Here is a 17,657-nt window from a genome sequence, read left to right on the forward strand (position 1 = left end):
TGTAGAAGCGTAGCGTTCGCCTTTATTCTCGGATTTCTACCGCGAGAAGCGGTTTAAATCAAGAAATCTGAGGATAACAGCGATCGGAAGTCCAAACATTTCTCGCAGTGGTCCCGTTTTAACCAGATCTTTATTTCAGACTTCACAACTCCTCGGAAGAATAATTCGAGCTTGGAGCGACTTTTACGCAGATATAAATCAAGATCATTAGTTCAAGGGAGGAAAGGTCATGACATCATCGGCCGTATCCACAGCCGTGGAACTCATCAATGCGCCGCTGCTCTATAAAGGGAAGGTTCGTGAGCTGTACGATATAGGGGAGAATGTACTGATCGTCGTCACGGATCGGATATCTGCTTTTGACTATGTGCTAGACCCAGCGGTACCTGAAAAGGGAAATGTGCTTAACCGTCTGAGTGCGTTCTGGTTTGGAAAAACCAAAGAGCTAATGGAGAATCATGTCGTTCATATCGATGTGGATCTGCTCGGAGACATCGTTAGGGACAAAGAGGCGCTCATAAACCGTGTTATGGTGGTACGCAAAGCGGAGCGAATTGATATCGAATGTGTAGTGCGTGGGTGCATCACTGGTGGGGGCTGGAGGCAGTATCAAGAAACCGGCAAAGTGAATGGCATCGAGCTTCCTGCAGACTTGCGCAAAAACGCGCTGCTGGCACAGCCGATCTTTACCCCTGCGGCTAAAAATGATGTGGGCCATGATGAGGACATTCCTTTTGAAAAGATGCAGGAGTTAATCGGTGCTGATCTAGCACTTGAGCTGCAGGAGAAAAGTTTGCAGTTATTCGCTTTTGCTAGAGAGTACTGTGCTGAGCGGGGTATCATTCTTGCAGACTGCAAATTCGAATTCGGCTTGCTGGATGGCAAGGTGATTCTGATTGATGAGATTTTTACGCCGGATGCTTCACGTTTCTGGGCCAAGGATAAATACGCTCTTGATATCGAAATTGATAGTATGGATAAAGAGCCTGTTCGTACGTATCTATCTGCATCCTCCTGGGACAAAAATAGCAAACCTGATCCACTTCCATTAGAAGTAGTTGAAGAAACTACTCGACGTTATTTGGACATTTATCATCGTCTTACTGGCAAGTCTTTATAGTTCAACATAGTGTGTTTACTCATGGGAATAAATTAAGTATATGTTTTTGAAGCTAGATTTACTTTAGTAGAGTTTCAGCTTTCTGAAAGTATATACACATAAAAATTTAGGAGGAACTATAAGCATATGTTAAAAGCGACGGTATATGTCACCATTAAGAAAAGCGTTCTCGATCCACAAGGTGTAGCGGTGCAAGGAGCACTTCATTCGGTAGGTTTTCAAGAAGTTGAAAGTTTGCGTATTGGGAAATATATGGAGCTGACTTTGGACACGGATAACCGTGCTGAAGCAGAAGTGCGTCTCAAGGAAATGTGCGAAAAGCTACTTGCCAACACGGTGATCGAGGATTACCGCTACGAATTGGAGGACTAAACGACATGAAATTTGCTGTACTTGTCTTCCCAGGCTCTAACTGTGATATCGATTGCTACAAGGCGGTAGAGGACAGTCTCGGCGAACCAGTCGATTATGTGTGGCATACAGCGACAGATTTGTCGGCGTATGATTGCATTTTGGTTCCTGGCGGATTCTCATATGGTGATTACCTGCGTTGCGGCGCGATTTCAAGATTTGCTCCTGTAATGGCTGAAGTTGCTAAAGCAGCAGAGCAAGGGAAATTCGTGCTAGGCATTTGCAACGGGTTCCAAATTCTTACTGAGGCTGGTTTGTTGCCAGGCGCGCTGCGTCGTAACATGTCAATGAAGTTCCGTTGTCATGATACAGTGCTTAAGGTTGTTAATAACGAAACCCCATTTACTATTGACTATGCTAAGGATGAAGAAATCATCATCCCAATCGCTCACGGTGAAGGCAACTATTACTGTGATGAAGAGACTTTAGCAGAATTGAAAGCTAACAATCAGATTGTGTTCACATATAGCGATAATCCAAACGGCTCTGTAGCTGATATTGCGGGTGTTAGTAATGTGCAGGGTAATGTAGTCGGCATGATGCCTCACCCTGAGCGCGCGGCTAATAGTTTACTTGGTTCAGAGGACGGCAAACGGATGTTTACATCCATACTGAAGACTTGGAGGGATCGTCATGACGCAGCAAGTATCCGTTAAGGAACCGACCGCAGAACAGATCGCAGAGCAGAAAATTTACAGCCAATTCGGTGTGTCGGACAGCGAATATGAGCTCATCAAGTCTTTTATGGGACGTTTGCCGAACTATACTGAAATCGGTGTGTTCAGCGTAATGTGGTCCGAACACTGTGCATATAAGAACTCTAAGCCACTGTTGAAACGTTTCCCAGTTACTGGTCCGCGTGTCCTGATGGGACCCGGCGAAGGTGCAGGGATTGTAGATATCGGTGACAACCAAGCGGTTGTATTCAAAATCGAAAGTCATAACCACCCTTCTGCGGTAGAACCTTTCCAAGGTGCGGCAACAGGCGTGGGCGGCATCATTCGTGATATTTTTTCCATGGGCTCTAGACCTATCGCATTGTTGAATTCCTTGCGTTTCGGCAAGCTGGAAAGCGATCGCGTGAAATATTTGTTCGAGCATGTGGTGTCTGGTATTGCTGGTTATGGTAACTGTATCGGGATTCCAACCGTGGGCGGCGAAATCATGTTCGATGATAGTTATGACGGCAACCCTCTTGTTAACGCAATGTGCGTGGGTCTGATCGATCATGACAAAATCCAACGTGGTGTTGCTAAAGGTGTAGGGAACCCAGTCTTCTACGTAGGTCCTCCTACTGGACGTGATGGAATTCATGGGGCTACTTTTGCATCCGTGGAACTAAGTGAAGAGTCAGAAGCTAAACGTACAGCTGTCCAAGTAGGCGATCCATTTATGGAGAAACTCGTAATGGAATCTTGCCTGGAATTGATCGATAGCGGCATCGTTATTGGGATTCAAGATATGGGTGCGGCTGGACTTACCTGCTCTAGTGCTGAGATGGCAAGTAAAGCGGGTAACGGTCTTGAACTGTATCTTGATCAGGTACCACAACGTGAAGACGGGATGACCCCTTATGAAATGATGCTTTCGGAATCGCAAGAACGGATGTTGTTCGTAGTTGAACCGAAGGATGAAGCTCAGGCGCAAGAGATTTTTGAGCGCTGGGGTGTAATCTGCTGTAAGGTCGGTAAAGTTACGGATGATGGTCGCTTGAAGCTGTATCATCACGGTGAGGTTGTCGGCGACATGCCAGTAACAGCGCTCGTGGACGAGTGCCCAGTGTATAACAAACCTTCTGAGGTTCCTGCTTATTATGTGGGAAATGAATCGGTAGATACGCTTCGTTACGCGGAAGTTACCGATCTAGGCGGCGCACTGCGTACAGTGCTTGGATCACCAACCGTAGCAAGCAAAGCATGGGTATACAACCAATATGATTACATGGTTCGGACTAGTACGGCTGTTCGACCTGGATCTGATGCGGCTGTAGTTACCATTCATGGTACACGTAAAGGACTTGCGATGACCACGGACTGTAACGGTCGCTACGTTTATCTTGATCCTGAAGTGGGTGGACGTATTGCAGTCAGCGAAGCGGCTCGCAACATCGTTTGTTCTGGTGCTGAACCGTTGGCTATTACCGATAACCTAAACTTCGGAAACCCTGAGAAACCTGATGTGTTCTGGCAAATGGAACGTGCGGTTGATGGTATGGCTGAAGCTTGTCGTGTGCTGGATACTCCGGTTATCGGTGGGAATGTCAGTCTTTATAACGAAAATACAACGGGATCCATCTACCCAACGCCGGTTGTCGGTATGGTTGGTTTAGTAACGGATACGGATCATATTACGACTCAAGGATTTAAACAAGAAGGAGACTCTATCCTTCTGCTAGGCGTGACAAAAGCTGAGCTTGGTGGTAGTGAGTTCCAATACGCTGTTCATGGTGTAACCGAAGGTCGTCCTCCAGCTTTGGATTTAGATACTGAGAAAAAACTGCTTGGCGCAGTGCTTAGCTCCATTCGCGGCGGTCTGGTGCGTTCGGCACATGACTTGTCCGAAGGTGGCCTTGCCGTAGCACTTGCAGAGAGTTGTATCAGCGGTGGCGTTGGTGCGAACGTTGAACTTTCTGCTAATGGACTTAGATCCGATGTAGCATTGTTCAGTGAGAGCCAATCACGTATAGTGCTGACAGCAGCGCCTGAGCATGCGGAAGAGCTGAAAGCAGCGATTGCTGCCAGCGGTGTTCCAGTGGAAATCATCGGAACTGTAGGTGGAGACAGACTGCGCGTAAATCTGGACGGTGCATCCGTATTAGATGAAGCTGTAGCAGAATTGAAATTCGTTTGGGAGGATGCTATTCCATGTCTTATGAAATAAAGACCGGGAAAGAGCAGGAGACTCCTATCCTGTGGACTGGTGACTTTTACAATGAAGGAACGGGCTCGGGAGATATTTTTGACACATTAAAAGAAGAATGCGGCGTTTTCGGGGTCTTCGGACATCCGGAAGCGGCGTCCATGTCTTATTACGGCTTGCACGCCTTACAGCACCGTGGGGAAGAAAGTGCGGGCATCTGCGTAGCAGATGGTCGTGATTTCAACTATCACCGCGGGATGGGGTTAGTAAAAGAAGTATTCGACAAGGACAAAATTGCCTCACTAGTTGGAGACATGTCCATTGGGCATGTACGTTATTCCACCAGTGGAGACAGTCGCTTAACCAATGCACAGCCGCTCGTATTCAAATATCGTGACGGCGATTTGGCGATTGCTACGAACGGTAACATAGTAAATGAACCGTTGATTCGTAAACAGCTAGAGCAAAGCGGATCGATCTTTCAAACCACGAGTGATACAGAAGTGCTGGCGCATCTGATTGCGCGTTCGCCAAAAGATTTTGTTGAAGCGGCAAAGGATGCGCTAAAACAACTGGTTGGTGGGTTTGCTTTTCTGCTCATGACGAATGACAAATTAATTGTCGCTTCGGATTCTCATGGTTTGCGTCCGCTTGTAATGGGACGGATCGGCGATGCCTATATTTTTGCTTCCGAATCTTGCGCCTTAGAAGTCATTGGAGCGCAGCTGGTTCGCGATATCGAACCTGGCGAACTGCTCGTGCTCGATAAAAATGGACTTTTAGAGGACCGTTTTACCGAGCCCAAACGTAAAGCGCTGTGCGCGATGGAGTATATCTACTTCTCTCGCCCTGACAGTGATATGAACGGCTCTAACCTACACTCCGCTCGTAAGCGGATGGGTAGCCGAATGGCATTAGAAGCTTTCGTAGATGCTGACCTCGTAACTGGAGTGCCGGATTCCAGTATTTCGGCAGCGATTGGATATGCAGAGCAGACGGGCATTCCTTATGAGCTTGGGCTCATTAAGAACAAGTACACCGGCCGGACCTTCATCCAGCCGAGTCAAGAGCTGCGTGAGCAAGGTGTGAAAATGAAGCTAAGCGCTGTGCGCAGTGTGGTAGATGGTAAACGTGTCGTCATGATCGATGATTCCATCGTGCGTGGCACGACTTCACGCCGAATCGTTAACCTGCTTCGTGAGGCTGGAGCCGTTGAGGTTCACGTGCGGATTACATCGCCGCCGTTTAAGAATCCATGCTACTACGGCATTGATACCCCAGACCGCCGCGATCTCATCGCTTCATTCAAAACGATTGAAGAAATGTGCGAAGAGATCAATGCCGATTCCTTGGCGTTCTTGTCGCCGGAAGGCTTAATCTCTTCCATCGGTGGTCATAACAAAGATGATTACAAAGGCGGGCTATGCCTTTCCTGCTTCGATAATGATTACCCGACTCAGGTTGATTTTGGCGGGGCGGAGAAGGACGGATGCGGCTGCTAGCGTAGGTCCATCCCCCTAAGTCCCCCTTGCTAAGGGGGATTCCGAAGGGCTCTGCCCTCCGGCCACCCGAAAGCTCGGCGGTAGGAGTTTTGTTATAACTTTCTAAGAGGGTGTGGGTGCAGGTGCTCGCTTTGTCCCTGTGTGCTTCGCACGGTCGGGACACGCTTTACGGCGCTCCGCCCCCCGGTTGCTTACCGCCGCCGGGACTGGCTCGCCAAGCTCGTCGCTAGTCTCGCTAAGGAGGCGCTTGGCTTCGCCCTAAGCGCCAAGAGCAGCTCGCCAAGCTCGTCCCTGTTTGCTGCGCAAATGCAGGACCCGCTAGTCTCGCTAAGGTGGCGCTCGGCTGCGCCCTAAGCGCCAAGAGCAGCTTCCCAAGCTCGTCCCTGTTTGCTGCGCAAATGCAGGACCCGCTTGTTTCGCTAAAGGAGGCGCTCGGCTGCGCTCTAAGCGCCAAGAGCAGCTCGCCAAGCTCGTCCCTGTTTGCTGCGCAAATACGGGACCCGCTTGTTTCACTAAGGAGGCGCATGGCTTAGCTCATGCGCCGAGGTCTTGAGGTCCGTGTGCAAGGCGCGCACTGCGGCTTGCAGTAGGGTTGACCTCGGTGGTTAGCGGGAGTTATGGAGAGGAAGTTTGGAACTGTAGAAGCGTTAGCGTTCGCCTTTATGTTTGGATTTCTACCGCGAAGAGCGGTTTAAATCAGGAAATCCAAACATAACAGCGATCGGAAGTCCAAACATTCCTTGTAATAACTCCCCATAACCACCAAACAAGAGGTCATCCCGAATGCCCCCGCAAAAGCGCTCTAAACTATTATAGATTGAGGTGTCCCAAGTGTCGGAAGCTTATAAAAACGCCGGAGTGGATATTGCGGCTGGCAACGAAGCGGTAGAACGCATGAAGAAGCATGTAAAACGTACTTACCGTCCAGAAGTAATGACGGATCTAGGTGGGTTCGGTGCATTGTTCGGCCTCAATAAAGATAAGTATGAAGAGCCAGTGCTCGTATCGGGAACCGATGGTGTAGGTACAAAGCTCAAAATCGCGTTCGCGGCGGATCGCCATGACACGATTGGGATCGACGCTGTAGCTATGTGCGTGAACGATATTGTAGTGCAAGGCGCAGAGCCGCTCTTTTTCCTCGATTATCTGGCTTGCGACAAAGTCGTGCCGGAGAAAATCGAAGCAATCGTAGCAGGAATCGCAGAGGGCTGTCACCAAGCAGGCTGTGCGCTGATTGGCGGCGAAACAGCTGAAATGCCGGGTATGTATTCAGCAGGTGAGTATGATATCGCTGGATTTACAGTTGGCGTAGCTGACAAAGCGAAGCTTGTAACAGGCGCTAATATCGCAGCGGGAGACACAGTGATTGGTTTGGCTTCTAGCGGCGTGCACAGTAACGGCTTCTCGCTAGTGCGTAAGCTTTTGCTTGAGGAAGATGGCTATGGTCTGAATGATGTACTTCCAGAGCTTGGAGCTCCGCTTGTAGATGTACTTCTTGCACCAACTAAGATCTATGTAAAGCCTTTGCTGGCACTGCTGGAGCAGCTTCCGGTAAAAGGAATGGCACATATTACGGGTGGCGGATTCATCGAGAACATCCCGCGCGTATTGCCTGACGGTGTAGATGTGGAGATTAATTACGGATCGTGGCCGATTTTGCCGATCTTCGGGTTGATGCAAAATAAAGGTAACGTAAGCAACCGTGATATGTTTACTACTTTTAATATGGGAATTGGACTTGTTTTGGTAGTTAGTGCTGCTGATGGAGAACGTGCTCTTGAACTGCTGAAAGCGAGCGGAGAAGAGGCTTATATTATCGGTAAAGTGACAGAAGGGGAACGCAAAGTAACCTTTACTGGAGCTGAAGTGTGATGCAATTGAGTCGAATCGCTGTTTTTGCTTCTGGGCAAGGCAGTAATTTTGCTGCACTAATCGATGCACAGAGAGCGGGCTTGCTTGGTGATGGCATTATTGAGCTGCTGGTATCCGACAAGCCGGAGGCACCTGTAGCAAAGCGTGCGGAGGATGCGGGAATTCCCGCCCTCTTGCTGCGGCCAAAAGACTTCGCCAGCCGTGAAGACTACGAAGCAGAGATTGTTGCAGAGCTTCAGCGGCGGGAGATTGGGCTGATTGTGCTGGCAGGTTATATGCGTCTCATTACACCGGTGCTACTGACGCCTTATGCTGGACGAATTATTAACATCCACCCTTCGTTACTGCCAGCTTTTGCGGGAAAAGATGCGACCCAGCAAGCACTGGATTACGGCGTGAAGTTGACAGGAGTTACTGTGCATTTTGTCGATGGAGGCATGGATACCGGGCCAGTTATTGCACAGCGCAGCGTAGTTGTGTTGGATAACGACACAGCGGATTCATTAGCAGAACGCATTCATAAGGTTGAGTATGAATTGTATCCCGAAGTGGTTGGAGCTTTTGCCAGCGGGAAAGTGGAACTGAGTGGAAGAAAGACGATTATCCGCGAAAAGTAAGCTGCACCGCAGCAATTCGGAGTTTTGGATCGACATTTGGTGACAGACCGAGATGTTTCAGGGTATTTCTCGGGAAATATTGCATAAGCGGCGTTATGTGTCGCGTTGTGGGTTTTCTTCATATTAAATCGCACGTACAACCCGAAGGAGGACTATTCAAAGTGAGTATCAAAAGAGCGCTAGTCAGCGTATCGGATAAACAAGGTATCGTGGATTTTTGCCGCGAGTTGTCTGCATTAGGCGTAGAAATTATCTCTACAGGTGGAACAAGCACGCTTTTGGCTAAAGAAGGTGTTCCAGTCATCGGTATTTCCGATGTGACAGGATTCCCAGAAATCATGGACGGACGTGTCAAAACCTTGCACCCTGCTGTACACAGCGGATTGCTTGCGGTTCGTGATAACGAGGAACACACGCGTCAAATGAAGGAGCTTGGTCTGGACTACATCGATCTGGTCGTTGTGAATCTGTATCCGTTCGCGGAAACTATCGCAAAACCTGACGTATCCTACGAGGAAGCGATCGAGAATATCGATATCGGCGGACCTACGATGCTGCGTTCTGCGGCGAAGAACCATGCTTTTGTAAGTGTAGTGGTGGATGCTAATGACTACGCTACTGTACTTGAAGAGGTTCTCGCAGGTGGAGATACAACGCTTGAAACACGCAAACGTCTTGCGGCAAAAGTGTTCCGTCATACGGCGGCTTACGATGCCTTGATTTCCGATTATTTGGCTAATGTTACTGGCGAGCCTCTACCAGAGCGCTACACTGTGACTTATGAGAAAATCCAGGATCTGCGCTATGGTGAGAATCCGCATCAAAAAGCGGCCTTCTATCGCAAGCCATTGGCGGCACTGGATACACTCACTGCAGCTGAGCAATTGCATGGCAAAGAATTGTCCTATAACAATATCAACGATGCTAACGCAGCACTGCAAATCGTGAAAGAATTCGAAGAGCCTGCTGTCGTAGCGATTAAACATATGAACCCTTGTGGTGTAGGTGTGGGTGAAAGTGTATACGAAGCTTATCAAAAAGCTTACAACGCGGATCCAACTTCCATCTTTGGCGGAATTGTAGCAGCGAACCGCATTATTGATGCAGACACAGCGAATCTGCTGAAAGATATTTTCCTCGAGATCGTATTGGCACCAGGCTTTACGGATGAAGCACTGGAAATCCTTACGAAGAAAAAGAATCTCCGTTTGCTCAAAATTGGCAATCTTAGCGCGGCTGGCGCACGTAAGAGCAGTTTCGTAGTAACCTCCATTGATGGAGGAATGGTTGTACAGGAGAGCGATGTGCATTCTGTGAATGCGGATGATCTGCAAGTCGTTACTGATCGCAAGCCAACAGAAGAAGAATTGAAACAGCTGCTGTTCGGATGGAAAGTAGTTAAGCATGTGAAATCTAATGCGATTGTGCTGGCTGCTGATGATATGACTGTCGGCGTTGGTGCAGGACAGATGAACCGTGTGGGTGCTGCTAAAATTGCAATTGAACAAGCTGGCGAGAAGTCTAAGGGAGCCGTACTCGCTTCCGACGCTTTCTTCCCAATGGGAGATACGCTTGAAATGGCCGCAAAAGCTGGCATCACCGCGGTTATTCAACCAGGCGGCTCCATTAAAGACGAAGAATCGATTAAGGTCGCTAATGAGTATGGTATTGCAATGGTCTTCACAGGCGTCCGTCATTTCAAACACTAGAACGCTGAGGAGGATCATATTCGGATGGATATTTTAGTGGTTGGCGGCGGCGGCCGGGAACATGCGATTATTTGGAGTCTATCCCAAAGCCCCAAGGCAGGTAAAATCTATTGCGCACCCGGCAACGCCGGGATTGCGCAGTTAGCCGAATGTGTGCCGATCGGAGTATTTGAGTTCGATCGTCTGACGGCTTTTGCGAAAGAGAAGGAAGTAGGTCTTGTTGTAATCGGTCCAGATGATCCACTCGCTGCTGGGATTGTGGATGCTTTTGAAGCGCAGGATATTCCTGTGTTTGGCCCACGCAAGAATGCGGCGGAGATCGAAGGCAGCAAAACCTTTATGAAGGATCTTTTGCATAAATATAATATTCCGACAGCAGCCTATGAAAAATTCGACGATTATGAAGCTGCGCTAGCTTACTTGCGGGAACAACCGCTGCCGATCGTAATCAAGGCAGATGGTCTGGCCGCTGGAAAAGGCGTGACAGTTGCTTATTCGTTGGAAGAAGCAGAGCAAGCGCTCGCTGATATTATGGTTACTAAGGTATTCGGTGAGGCAGGTGCTCAGGTTGTTATTGAGGAATTTCTAGCTGGTCAGGAAATGTCGATTCTGGCTTTTGTCGATGGAGAGACGGTACGTCCTATGGCTGCTGCTCAGGATCATAAGCCCGTGTTCGATGGGGATAAAGGTCCTAATACCGGTGGAATGGGTACCTATTCGCCTTTACCACATATTGATGAGGTCATTATCCAAGAAGCGATCGAGACCATCATTAAGCCGACAGCAAAAGCTATGGTGGACGAAGGACGTCCATTCAGCGGTGTACTGTTCGCGGGACTGATGATATCTCCAGAGGGTAAACCGAAGACGATTGAATTTAATGCTCGTTTTGGTGATCCCGAGACTCAGGTCGTGTTGCCTAGACTCAAGAGTGACTTGCTAGAAATCTTTCTGGCGGTCACTGAGGGTAGACTTGCAAATATCGAGATTGAATGGAGCGACGAAGCGGCTGTATGCGTAGTTCTCGCTTCGGGAGGATATCCAGGTCATTATCCAAAGGGTGTGCCGATTGAAGGGCTTGAAGATAGCCAAGGAGGGCTAATCTTCCATGCCGGTACGGCACGTGGTGAAGACGGAAGCTGGCTAACGAATGGCGGTCGGGTATTGGGCGTGGTAGGCCTGGGTGCCACGATTGCTGAAGCTCGTGCTGCAGCTTACGCTAGGGCTGAAGGGATTTCTTTTTCTGGGAAACAAAGCCGCAGCGACATCGCTATGAAAGCTTTGGTATAAGGATAAAGAACTGTATCTAGCATTTTTTGCGCTTAAAGTCCTAAAAAAGGACTGACAAGTGATAGAAGAAGTGCTATAATACTACACGTACGGGGGAAAATGTGCGGATATATACAGATAAGGGTCTTTCCGATCATGGGAAGGCCCTTTTAAATCGGAGTCCTTCAGACTTTGTGAAGTAACCTTTTAAAGGATGCCTCGTGCCTGGAAATGATGATACTTATAGTGCATACTAGCGATACGCTTATGGCGAATGGCTACTCACAGATTTAAGGAGGAATTCGTTTTGAGTAAGATTGGAAGAAATGACATGTGTCCTTGCGGAAGCGGGAAAAAATATAAGAAATGCTGTCTTGGTAAAGAAACTTCTGCAATAGAGTCCATCATGCAACTTGTAACAAAGGAAGAAGCGGCAACAAGCGAGACTGTGGCTGAGAAGCCGGAATCCGCGGTACGCCCTGAAGCTAAACTTACCCTAGCTAAACTCAAAAAGATGGTTGCACGTGATCTGAAATGGGAGCATCCAGCACATGAACAACTGGCACTGCACCTTATTGAGAGCATGAGAGAAAGCTATGATAGAGAGCTTATTTGGGAAGCTCTTGTTCTTTGGAATGGTTATTCCCGTAAGACTAAGCCTGCTGTGAAGAAAATGGGCTCATTCTGCGCGGCGATCGAATTTATTTTGTCTGAAGAATATGGCTTCTCACTAACACAAGCGGATCTTGCTACCAAACATGAGGTTACTACGCCTACCATCTCTAGAAAAGTCAAAGAGATGCTCAATTATATTGAGGAATATGGTATGGGCGGTGCGGAGGAAGAATTACTTTTGCTGAATGTCTCAGGCAGTCCGAAGGATCAGGAGCAGGCGCTATTGCAAAAGGCGATGGAAACCAACTCTTCCAAGCGTCGGATACAGTTAGCTGAAGCTGCACTAGAGGTCTATCCGGACAGTCCGGATGCGTATCTCATTTTGGCTGAGGAAGCAGAGAACGAAACAGATGCCCGTGCTTTTCTGAAAGCAGGGATGGATGCGGGTGAACGCGAGCTGGGAGAAGCCTTTTTCGCTGAGAACAAAGGACTTTTCTGGGGCCTCCACGAGACGCGTTCATACATTCGAATCTGCAAAAGCTACGCTGACTCTTGCTGGTTTAGCGGAAATGCGGAAGAAGCCGCAAAGACGCTTGAGCATATTTTAGCGCTTAACCCAGAAGATAACACAGGTGCACGTTACCTTCTGACCGCAGCATACCTCTACAGCAACAAGCTGACAGAGACGGAACATGTGCTGGAGAAATTCGGAAAAGATGCTGCAGCAACAGTAGCTTACGACCGTATGGTCTTAGAATATAAGAAGAATGGGATTACTTCCCAACTAAAAATGCTATACCGCGTGGCGCGGAATGTGAACAAGCATGTGCCGGATTATCTGTTAGGGATCAAAAGATTGCCGCATAACCTACCGGATTTTGTGGGGATGGGCGACGCTAATGAAGCTATCGAATATGTTATTGTACACTCGCGTTTGTGGACAAGCCTACCTGATCTGCTGAAGTGGATGCTGAAGCAACAGGATTAGTAGCTTACAGATCTTGAACGTACATGAACTTGATGAGACTATGGGAGATTCCTGTAGTCTCTTTTTTGTATTGCGTACAGCGGACAATGCTTGAAAAAATGTCCTTGGGAGAGTATGTTACAAGAAGTAGAATGAATAGATGATAGTGAGGCGAGAGGGTTATGAGAGAAGAGGAAGATCGAATCGTAGGAATGGAAGATATAGTGCGGGCTCATCACGTACTGCGGGAGGTCATTATCCGGACTCCACTACAACGTGACGCCGTACTGTCGGCCAAGTATGATTGCAATGTATATTTGAAGCGCGAGGATTTGCAGATTGTCCGTTCTTTCAAAATCCGCGGAGCTTATAATATGATTCGTAGTTTATCTGCAGAAGATAGAGCTAAGGGGATTGTCTGCGCGAGTGCAGGAAATCATGCACAAGGTGTAGCCTATTCCTGTAAGGCACTTGGAATTAAGGGTAAGGTCTATATGCCAAGCACTACACCTAACCAGAAGGTTAAGCAAGTTCGGCGGTTCGGTGGCGAGTTTGTTGAGGTCATTCTGAAGGGTGATACCTTCGATGATGCTTATGATGAAGCGCTACAAGCTTGTATAGATCATGGTATGACGTTAATCCACCCATTTGATGAGCCGAGAATTATTGCAGGTAATGGAACGATTGCGATGGAAGTGATGGAGAGTCTGGACAATCCTGCTGATTTTATGTTCGTAACGATTGGTGGGGGCGGCCTGGCGGCTGGAATAGCCACTTATGTGAAGACGGTGAGTCCATCCACTAAGTTGATTGGCGTGGAACCGCTGGGAGCCGCTTCAATGACTGAAGCGATCAAGCTTGGCGAAGTGGTAACTCTAAAAGAAATTAACAAGTTCGTAGACGGAGCGGCTGTAAAGCGCGTCGGTGGACTGACTTATGATATTTGTTCCCGCCATCTGGATGACATCGTGATGGTGCCTGAAGGCAAAGCTTGTACCACCATTCTGGAACTGTATAACGAGAATGCTATAGTGGTTGAGCCAGCGGGTTCTTTACCTATCGCTGCACTTGATCAATACCGTGATCAAATCCGCGGCAAGACGGTCGTCTGTATCATTAGCGGTGGTAACAATGATATTGACCGTATGCAGGAGATCAAAGAGCGTTCACTGATATACGAAGGCTTAAAGCACTACTTCATGGTCAACTTCCCACAACGGGCAGGTGCCCTGCGTGAGTTCTTGGCCGAAATCCTTGGGCCTCACGATGATATTACCCGGTTCGAGTATATCAAGAAGCATGATAAAGAGAATGGTCCAGCGCTTGTAGGCATTGAATTATTGTCAACGGAAGCCTATGAACCTCTCATCGAACGGATGCAGCAGAAGGGCGTCGATTATGTAGAGATCAATAAGGATTCCAATCTCTTTAACATCCTTATCTAATTTCTTTCATCACTTTAATCATTCCGTTAATGAACATAGAAAGGCCCGTCCCAGAACGAATGGGGCGGGCCTTTTATGTGTCACACTAGAGTGGCAATGTAGTCTTACGGTACTGCTCGACTTCATCGTTTAATTTATAATCTTTGTCCTTCATCAATTTCATGAAGCCATCTAGTTTTTGCAGGAATGGACTGCTGTCGTTATTCTTGGTCAGAATGCCGGAGTAGGCTTTCTGCGCCTCCAGGTCCATCTCTAGATTGTCATAATGGAAGAGGGGCGTGTTGTTCTGACCGTAGAACGTATTATTAACATACATAGAGTATAAGGATTTCACGGCAGAAATTCGGTTCGATTTCGGATGATTTTGAATAAATTGTTCTTGAGATAGTGCACGCGCAGCTACCTCGGTCCAAGCAATGACTAGCCCGTTGTCCTTGGAGGAGGGCAGATCAGATTCAGTGGCCATGATTGATATATAAGCGCTGATATCATTGGTGACGTAAAGTTTATATTTGCGGTAGGCCCCGTAATCAATCACCGGGAAAAAAGTGCCCTCCGCAGTCTCCAGTTTATATCCACTTTCGCTGGCACTCTTCAGCAGCGTACGCAGTGTGAGATCTTGAGAGGTATCGGCAAGGGTCTTCATGCTAGAGTCAGCCTTATATATGGCGGTGAGCTTCCGCTGAACATCGCTGGTACTGAATTTACTCTCCCATACCTGAAGCGCCGCCTTGTGCAGATTCTCAAGCTTCAGTGTCATCATCGTTGCACGATATGAACCAACCGCATACATATTGGTGTTCAAATACTTAATGGCTTCGGGTAACTTGCCAGAGGAAGACAGCAACGGTAGTGCAGCTTTATAGACAGCCTCCGCATGATTATTGTTAGCTGTAAGGGGATTTGCCTTAGCGCCTCCCACAGGAGGGCTGACAGCGCCTTCAGCGCGAATCGTTCCCATAGGTACAACGCCTAGTCCCAATGTAACTGCTAGAACAGAATAAAGAATATATTGCTTCTTAATCATGGAAGTTCCCCCTGTCTATCGAATGGAATGCGGGTGGAGCATAACATTTATTTAAATATAAGAATTTATATGTTGTGCAACTATAATATCCTTATATTTCTACGAGAAACGGTTATCGTCTTTAATAGACGACAACGTCGTTTATTCTTGTTTGAAAAATATAAACTTTAGTCCAATTCCTCCGATGAGGAAAAGAATTAAGCTTACCCATGGGGATAATGTAATGACCGGAAACAATCGATCAAGGAATATGCCAATGAATATGGCAACTACGGCGATTGCGATATAGATGCCAAGGCCCTTGATATCAAATGGTTTGGCTTTAGGTGCATCGTTCTCAGACAAGGAGGAAATCCATTTCATAATGAGTTCGATCAAGATAATGGAGCCTGCCCCCACTGCGAAGAGTGTGAAGAGGCTGATCTGTTCGAACATCCCGGGTGATCCGGTAGTCCATTGCAAGAAAAGCCCACCTATAGCTAATATCCCGAAAAGGCAAGTCAGAGCTGCGCAGGGAATCATCAAGTAATAGTTCCATTTGCTGCGCGCTGGGCGTGTAGGAACACTGTCTATGATCTCTTTAAAATAATCATCCGGATTCTCGCCAAATACCTGTTTAGCATTTTTCCCTTTACGTTGTTCTTTCAGAAGCAACTTGGCTGCATCCAGTAAAAGTTCCTCTGCGCGGAGTGCTTCTACCCGACTGGCCCGCATCGTTAGGATCATATCTTCAAAATATGACCGATTGAAAGGCGTCATCTGCTCACGCAGGGCGTTATTTTCCTTAATCATATCTTTCACTTTCATAATATGGATGTAAACCTCCAGTAGTGTTAATCGGTATAGTCTTTAACCTAGAGTATACGTTTGCCTGACAGGTCTGCGCAAGGACAAGCATTTCTATTTTCCTATGCATAATCCTTTTATAAGAGTGAACACTGATAATGTTGTTGCTTGATCAATATAGCTTTGGGAAAGGTTGGGAGCTTTATGGAACATGAGAACAAGAAAGAACAAGGAAGATTCATGGGCAACGGTTTCGAGCCTAAGCCCAATAATTCAATGGGGGATTGGGGCGGCTCCGATGGATTCAGCATGTGGGATTCTACGGAAGAAGCTGGAGCAGAGGGTGTGCTTAACGATTGGGAAGGCAGTCAAGAAACCCATGGGATGTTTAACGACAGCTACGATTGATTGACGACCCTGGAAGCTCATCATGAGTTTGAAAAACAGCCAGCCTTCGTAATTTGGAGACTGGCTGTTTGACGTTCTACTGTCCCTTTCCTGTTGACAATAAGAACGAAAACCTTATAATAAGAATATAATTCACACTAAGTTAATCGGAATTCTAATAAATTAAAATAAATTTTAAATATAGGAGGTTACGGCAATGGAACGGAATATTGTAATTCGGCATAACGGCGAAGAATTGACAGCGAGCATCCATTATCCGATTAAAGAGAAGGGAACTTCCACACGTTGCAAGGACAGATTGCCATTAGCTGTAATCTGCCATGGGTTTGTCGGTAACCGGATTGGAACTGATCGTATCTTTGTCAAAGCCGCGCGTGAGCTGGCGCAAGACGGGTATATGGTCATTCGTTTTGATTATGCGGGCTGCGGCGAGAGCAGTGGTAATTACGGCGGTGAGGATATGGAGTCGATGATCGCCCAGACTAGAGCTGTGCTCGATTACGGAATTAGCTCTGCTGATGTGGATCCACAGCGTGTGACGCTCATTGGCCACAGCCTGGGTGGCGCGGTTGCGCTACTGACAAGTATTCGTGACCGTTGCGTAAAGAATCTCGTGCTCTGGGCCTCCGTGGGATACCCCTTCAATGATATTGTGAAGATCGTAGGACGGGATGCGTATGATCGATCGGTGAAAAATGGATCAGCGGATTACGTGGGCTACTCCTTCACGCCGGTGTATTTCAATTCTTTGGCAGCCTTCCAGCCCTTCCAAGAGGCTAGCAAATTCAGCGGTGATGTACTCGTAATTCATGGTACGTCTGACGATGTCATCCCCGTGGATTACGCTTTTCTTTATCAAAAATTATTCTGGACGCGCCCTGAGGGACGTTGCGATAAAGAGATCATTTTTCAAGGCGATCATACCTTTTCTTCTGGGCCAGCACAGCAGCAACTGCTTAAGCGGACAAGAGAGTGGATGAACGAGCAGGAGCATGTGCAGACAGAGTGGCAAAATTGGATGATATAGGTGATGGTCTTTACTCGCAATAA

At 47.6% G+C, this 17,657-nt stretch carries 15 protein-coding genes; 13 read left to right on the forward strand and 2 right to left on the reverse strand.

Annotated features, from left to right (window positions below):
• Nucleotides 1-229: 229 nt before the first annotated feature.
• The 11 genes from MHH52_RS03300 to ilvA all read left to right on the forward strand — a co-directional run bounded on the left by MHH52_RS03300 (nt 230) and on the right by ilvA (nt 14,386).
• Nucleotides 230-1,120, forward strand: coding sequence for a phosphoribosylaminoimidazolesuccinocarboxamide synthase (locus MHH52_RS03300; RefSeq protein WP_340006630.1), 891 nt, complete (start codon nt 230-232; stop codon nt 1,118-1,120).
• A gap of 126 nt (nt 1,121-1,246) precedes the next feature.
• Nucleotides 1,247-1,492, forward strand: coding sequence for a phosphoribosylformylglycinamidine synthase subunit PurS (purS, locus tag MHH52_RS03305; protein WP_036680912.1), 246 nt, complete (start codon nt 1,247-1,249; stop codon nt 1,490-1,492).
• Between the two features lie 5 nt (nt 1,493-1,497).
• Nucleotides 1,498-2,187 carry a phosphoribosylformylglycinamidine synthase subunit PurQ gene (purQ, locus tag MHH52_RS03310; RefSeq protein ID WP_042124034.1) on the forward strand — a complete coding sequence of 230 codons (690 nt, stop codon included), beginning with the start codon at nt 1,498-1,500 and terminating at the stop codon, nt 2,185-2,187.
• Nucleotides 2,165-4,411, forward strand: coding sequence for a phosphoribosylformylglycinamidine synthase subunit PurL (gene purL, locus MHH52_RS03315; protein ID WP_340006632.1), 2,247 nt, complete (start codon nt 2,165-2,167; stop codon nt 4,409-4,411). The genes purQ and purL overlap by 23 nt, the downstream gene beginning before the upstream one ends.
• A complete protein-coding gene (gene purF, locus MHH52_RS03320; protein WP_340006633.1) occupies nt 4,396-5,892 on the forward strand; it encodes an amidophosphoribosyltransferase in 1,497 nt (498 codons plus the stop codon). Before purL ends, purF begins: the two co-directional genes overlap by 16 nt.
• 831 nt (nt 5,893-6,723) lie before the next feature.
• Complete coding sequence (gene purM, locus MHH52_RS03325; RefSeq protein WP_313640286.1) at nt 6,724-7,764, forward strand: phosphoribosylformylglycinamidine cyclo-ligase; 1,041 nt, start codon at nt 6,724-6,726, stop codon at nt 7,762-7,764.
• Entirely contained in the window at nt 7,764-8,381 is a 618-nt protein-coding gene (gene purN, locus MHH52_RS03330; RefSeq protein ID WP_340009480.1) for a phosphoribosylglycinamide formyltransferase, read from the forward strand. Before purM ends, purN begins: the two co-directional genes overlap by 1 nt.
• A gap of 161 nt (nt 8,382-8,542) precedes the next feature.
• Nucleotides 8,543-10,090, forward strand: a complete 1,548-nt coding sequence (gene purH / locus MHH52_RS03335; protein WP_340006634.1) for a bifunctional phosphoribosylaminoimidazolecarboxamide formyltransferase/IMP cyclohydrolase — start codon at nt 8,543-8,545, stop codon at nt 10,088-10,090.
• Nucleotides 10,091-10,114: 24 nt separating this feature from the next.
• A complete protein-coding gene (gene purD, locus MHH52_RS03340) occupies nt 10,115-11,380 on the forward strand; it encodes a phosphoribosylamine--glycine ligase (RefSeq protein WP_313640289.1) in 1,266 nt (421 codons plus the stop codon).
• A gap of 286 nt (nt 11,381-11,666) precedes the next feature.
• Nucleotides 11,667-12,962, forward strand: a complete 1,296-nt coding sequence (locus tag MHH52_RS03345) for an SEC-C metal-binding domain-containing protein (RefSeq protein ID WP_313640290.1) — start codon at nt 11,667-11,669, stop codon at nt 12,960-12,962.
• Between the two features lie 161 nt (nt 12,963-13,123).
• Nucleotides 13,124-14,386, forward strand: a complete 1,263-nt coding sequence (ilvA, locus tag MHH52_RS03350) for a threonine ammonia-lyase IlvA (RefSeq protein WP_313640291.1) — start codon at nt 13,124-13,126, stop codon at nt 14,384-14,386.
• 85 nt (nt 14,387-14,471) lie between these two features.
• Here ilvA and MHH52_RS03355 read toward each other — a convergent pair whose 3' ends face one another.
• Together MHH52_RS03355 and MHH52_RS03360 are read right to left on the reverse strand one after the other, a co-directional pair.
• The gene (locus tag MHH52_RS03355) at nt 14,472-15,413 is read right to left on the reverse strand and encodes a hypothetical protein (protein WP_313640292.1); all 942 of its coding nucleotides are present in this window, start codon (nt 15,411-15,413) and stop codon (nt 14,472-14,474) included.
• Nucleotides 15,414-15,554: 141 nt separating this feature from the next.
• Nucleotides 15,555-16,220, reverse strand: coding sequence for a DUF1129 family protein (locus MHH52_RS03360; RefSeq protein ID WP_340006638.1), 666 nt, complete (start codon nt 16,218-16,220; stop codon nt 15,555-15,557).
• A 183-nt stretch (nt 16,221-16,403) separates the two neighbouring features.
• Here MHH52_RS03360 and MHH52_RS03365 point away from each other — a divergent pair, with 183 nt between their 5' ends.
• Both MHH52_RS03365 and MHH52_RS03370 read left to right on the forward strand, forming a co-directional pair.
• Nucleotides 16,404-16,607 (forward strand): hypothetical protein, encoded by a 204-nt coding sequence (locus MHH52_RS03365; RefSeq protein WP_340006640.1) that lies wholly within the window; start codon nt 16,404-16,406, stop codon nt 16,605-16,607.
• 196 nt (nt 16,608-16,803) lie between these two features.
• Nucleotides 16,804-17,634 carry an alpha/beta fold hydrolase gene (locus MHH52_RS03370; RefSeq protein WP_340006641.1) on the forward strand — a complete coding sequence of 277 codons (831 nt, stop codon included), beginning with the start codon at nt 16,804-16,806 and terminating at the stop codon, nt 17,632-17,634.
• Nucleotides 17,635-17,657: the final 23 nt, after the last annotated feature.

It is taken from the genome of Paenibacillus sp. FSL K6-0276 (genome assembly GCF_037977235.1).
Classification (GTDB): Bacteria; Bacillota; Bacilli; order Paenibacillales; family Paenibacillaceae; genus Paenibacillus_AQ.

Excerpts from the sequence above, each read along its gene's own strand:
- MHH52_RS03355 (WP_313640292.1), bottom strand. The coding sequence starts at position 15,413 with ATGATTAAGAAGCAATATATTCTTTATTCTGTTCTAGCAGTTACATTG.
- ilvA (WP_313640291.1), top strand. The coding sequence starts at position 13,124 with ATGAGAGAAGAGGAAGATCGAATCGTAGGAATGGAAGATATAGTGCGG.
- purL (WP_340006632.1), top strand. The coding sequence starts at position 2,165 with ATGACGCAGCAAGTATCCGTTAAGGAACCGACCGCAGAACAGATCGCA.
- purD (WP_313640289.1), top strand. The coding sequence starts at position 10,115 with ATGGATATTTTAGTGGTTGGCGGCGGCGGCCGGGAACATGCGATTATT.
- purN (WP_340009480.1), top strand. The coding sequence starts at position 7,764 with ATGCAATTGAGTCGAATCGCTGTTTTTGCTTCTGGGCAAGGCAGTAAT.
- purS (WP_036680912.1), top strand. The coding sequence starts at position 1,247 with ATGTTAAAAGCGACGGTATATGTCACCATTAAGAAAAGCGTTCTCGAT.
- MHH52_RS03360 (WP_340006638.1), bottom strand. The coding sequence starts at position 16,220 with ATGAAAGTGAAAGATATGATTAAGGAAAATAACGCCCTGCGTGAGCAG.
- purQ (WP_042124034.1), top strand. The coding sequence starts at position 1,498 with ATGAAATTTGCTGTACTTGTCTTCCCAGGCTCTAACTGTGATATCGAT.
- MHH52_RS03370 (WP_340006641.1), top strand. The coding sequence starts at position 16,804 with ATGGAACGGAATATTGTAATTCGGCATAACGGCGAAGAATTGACAGCG.
- MHH52_RS03365 (WP_340006640.1), top strand. The coding sequence starts at position 16,404 with ATGGAACATGAGAACAAGAAAGAACAAGGAAGATTCATGGGCAACGGT.
- MHH52_RS03300 (WP_340006630.1), top strand. The coding sequence starts at position 230 with ATGACATCATCGGCCGTATCCACAGCCGTGGAACTCATCAATGCGCCG.
- purF (WP_340006633.1), top strand. The coding sequence starts at position 4,396 with ATGTCTTATGAAATAAAGACCGGGAAAGAGCAGGAGACTCCTATCCTG.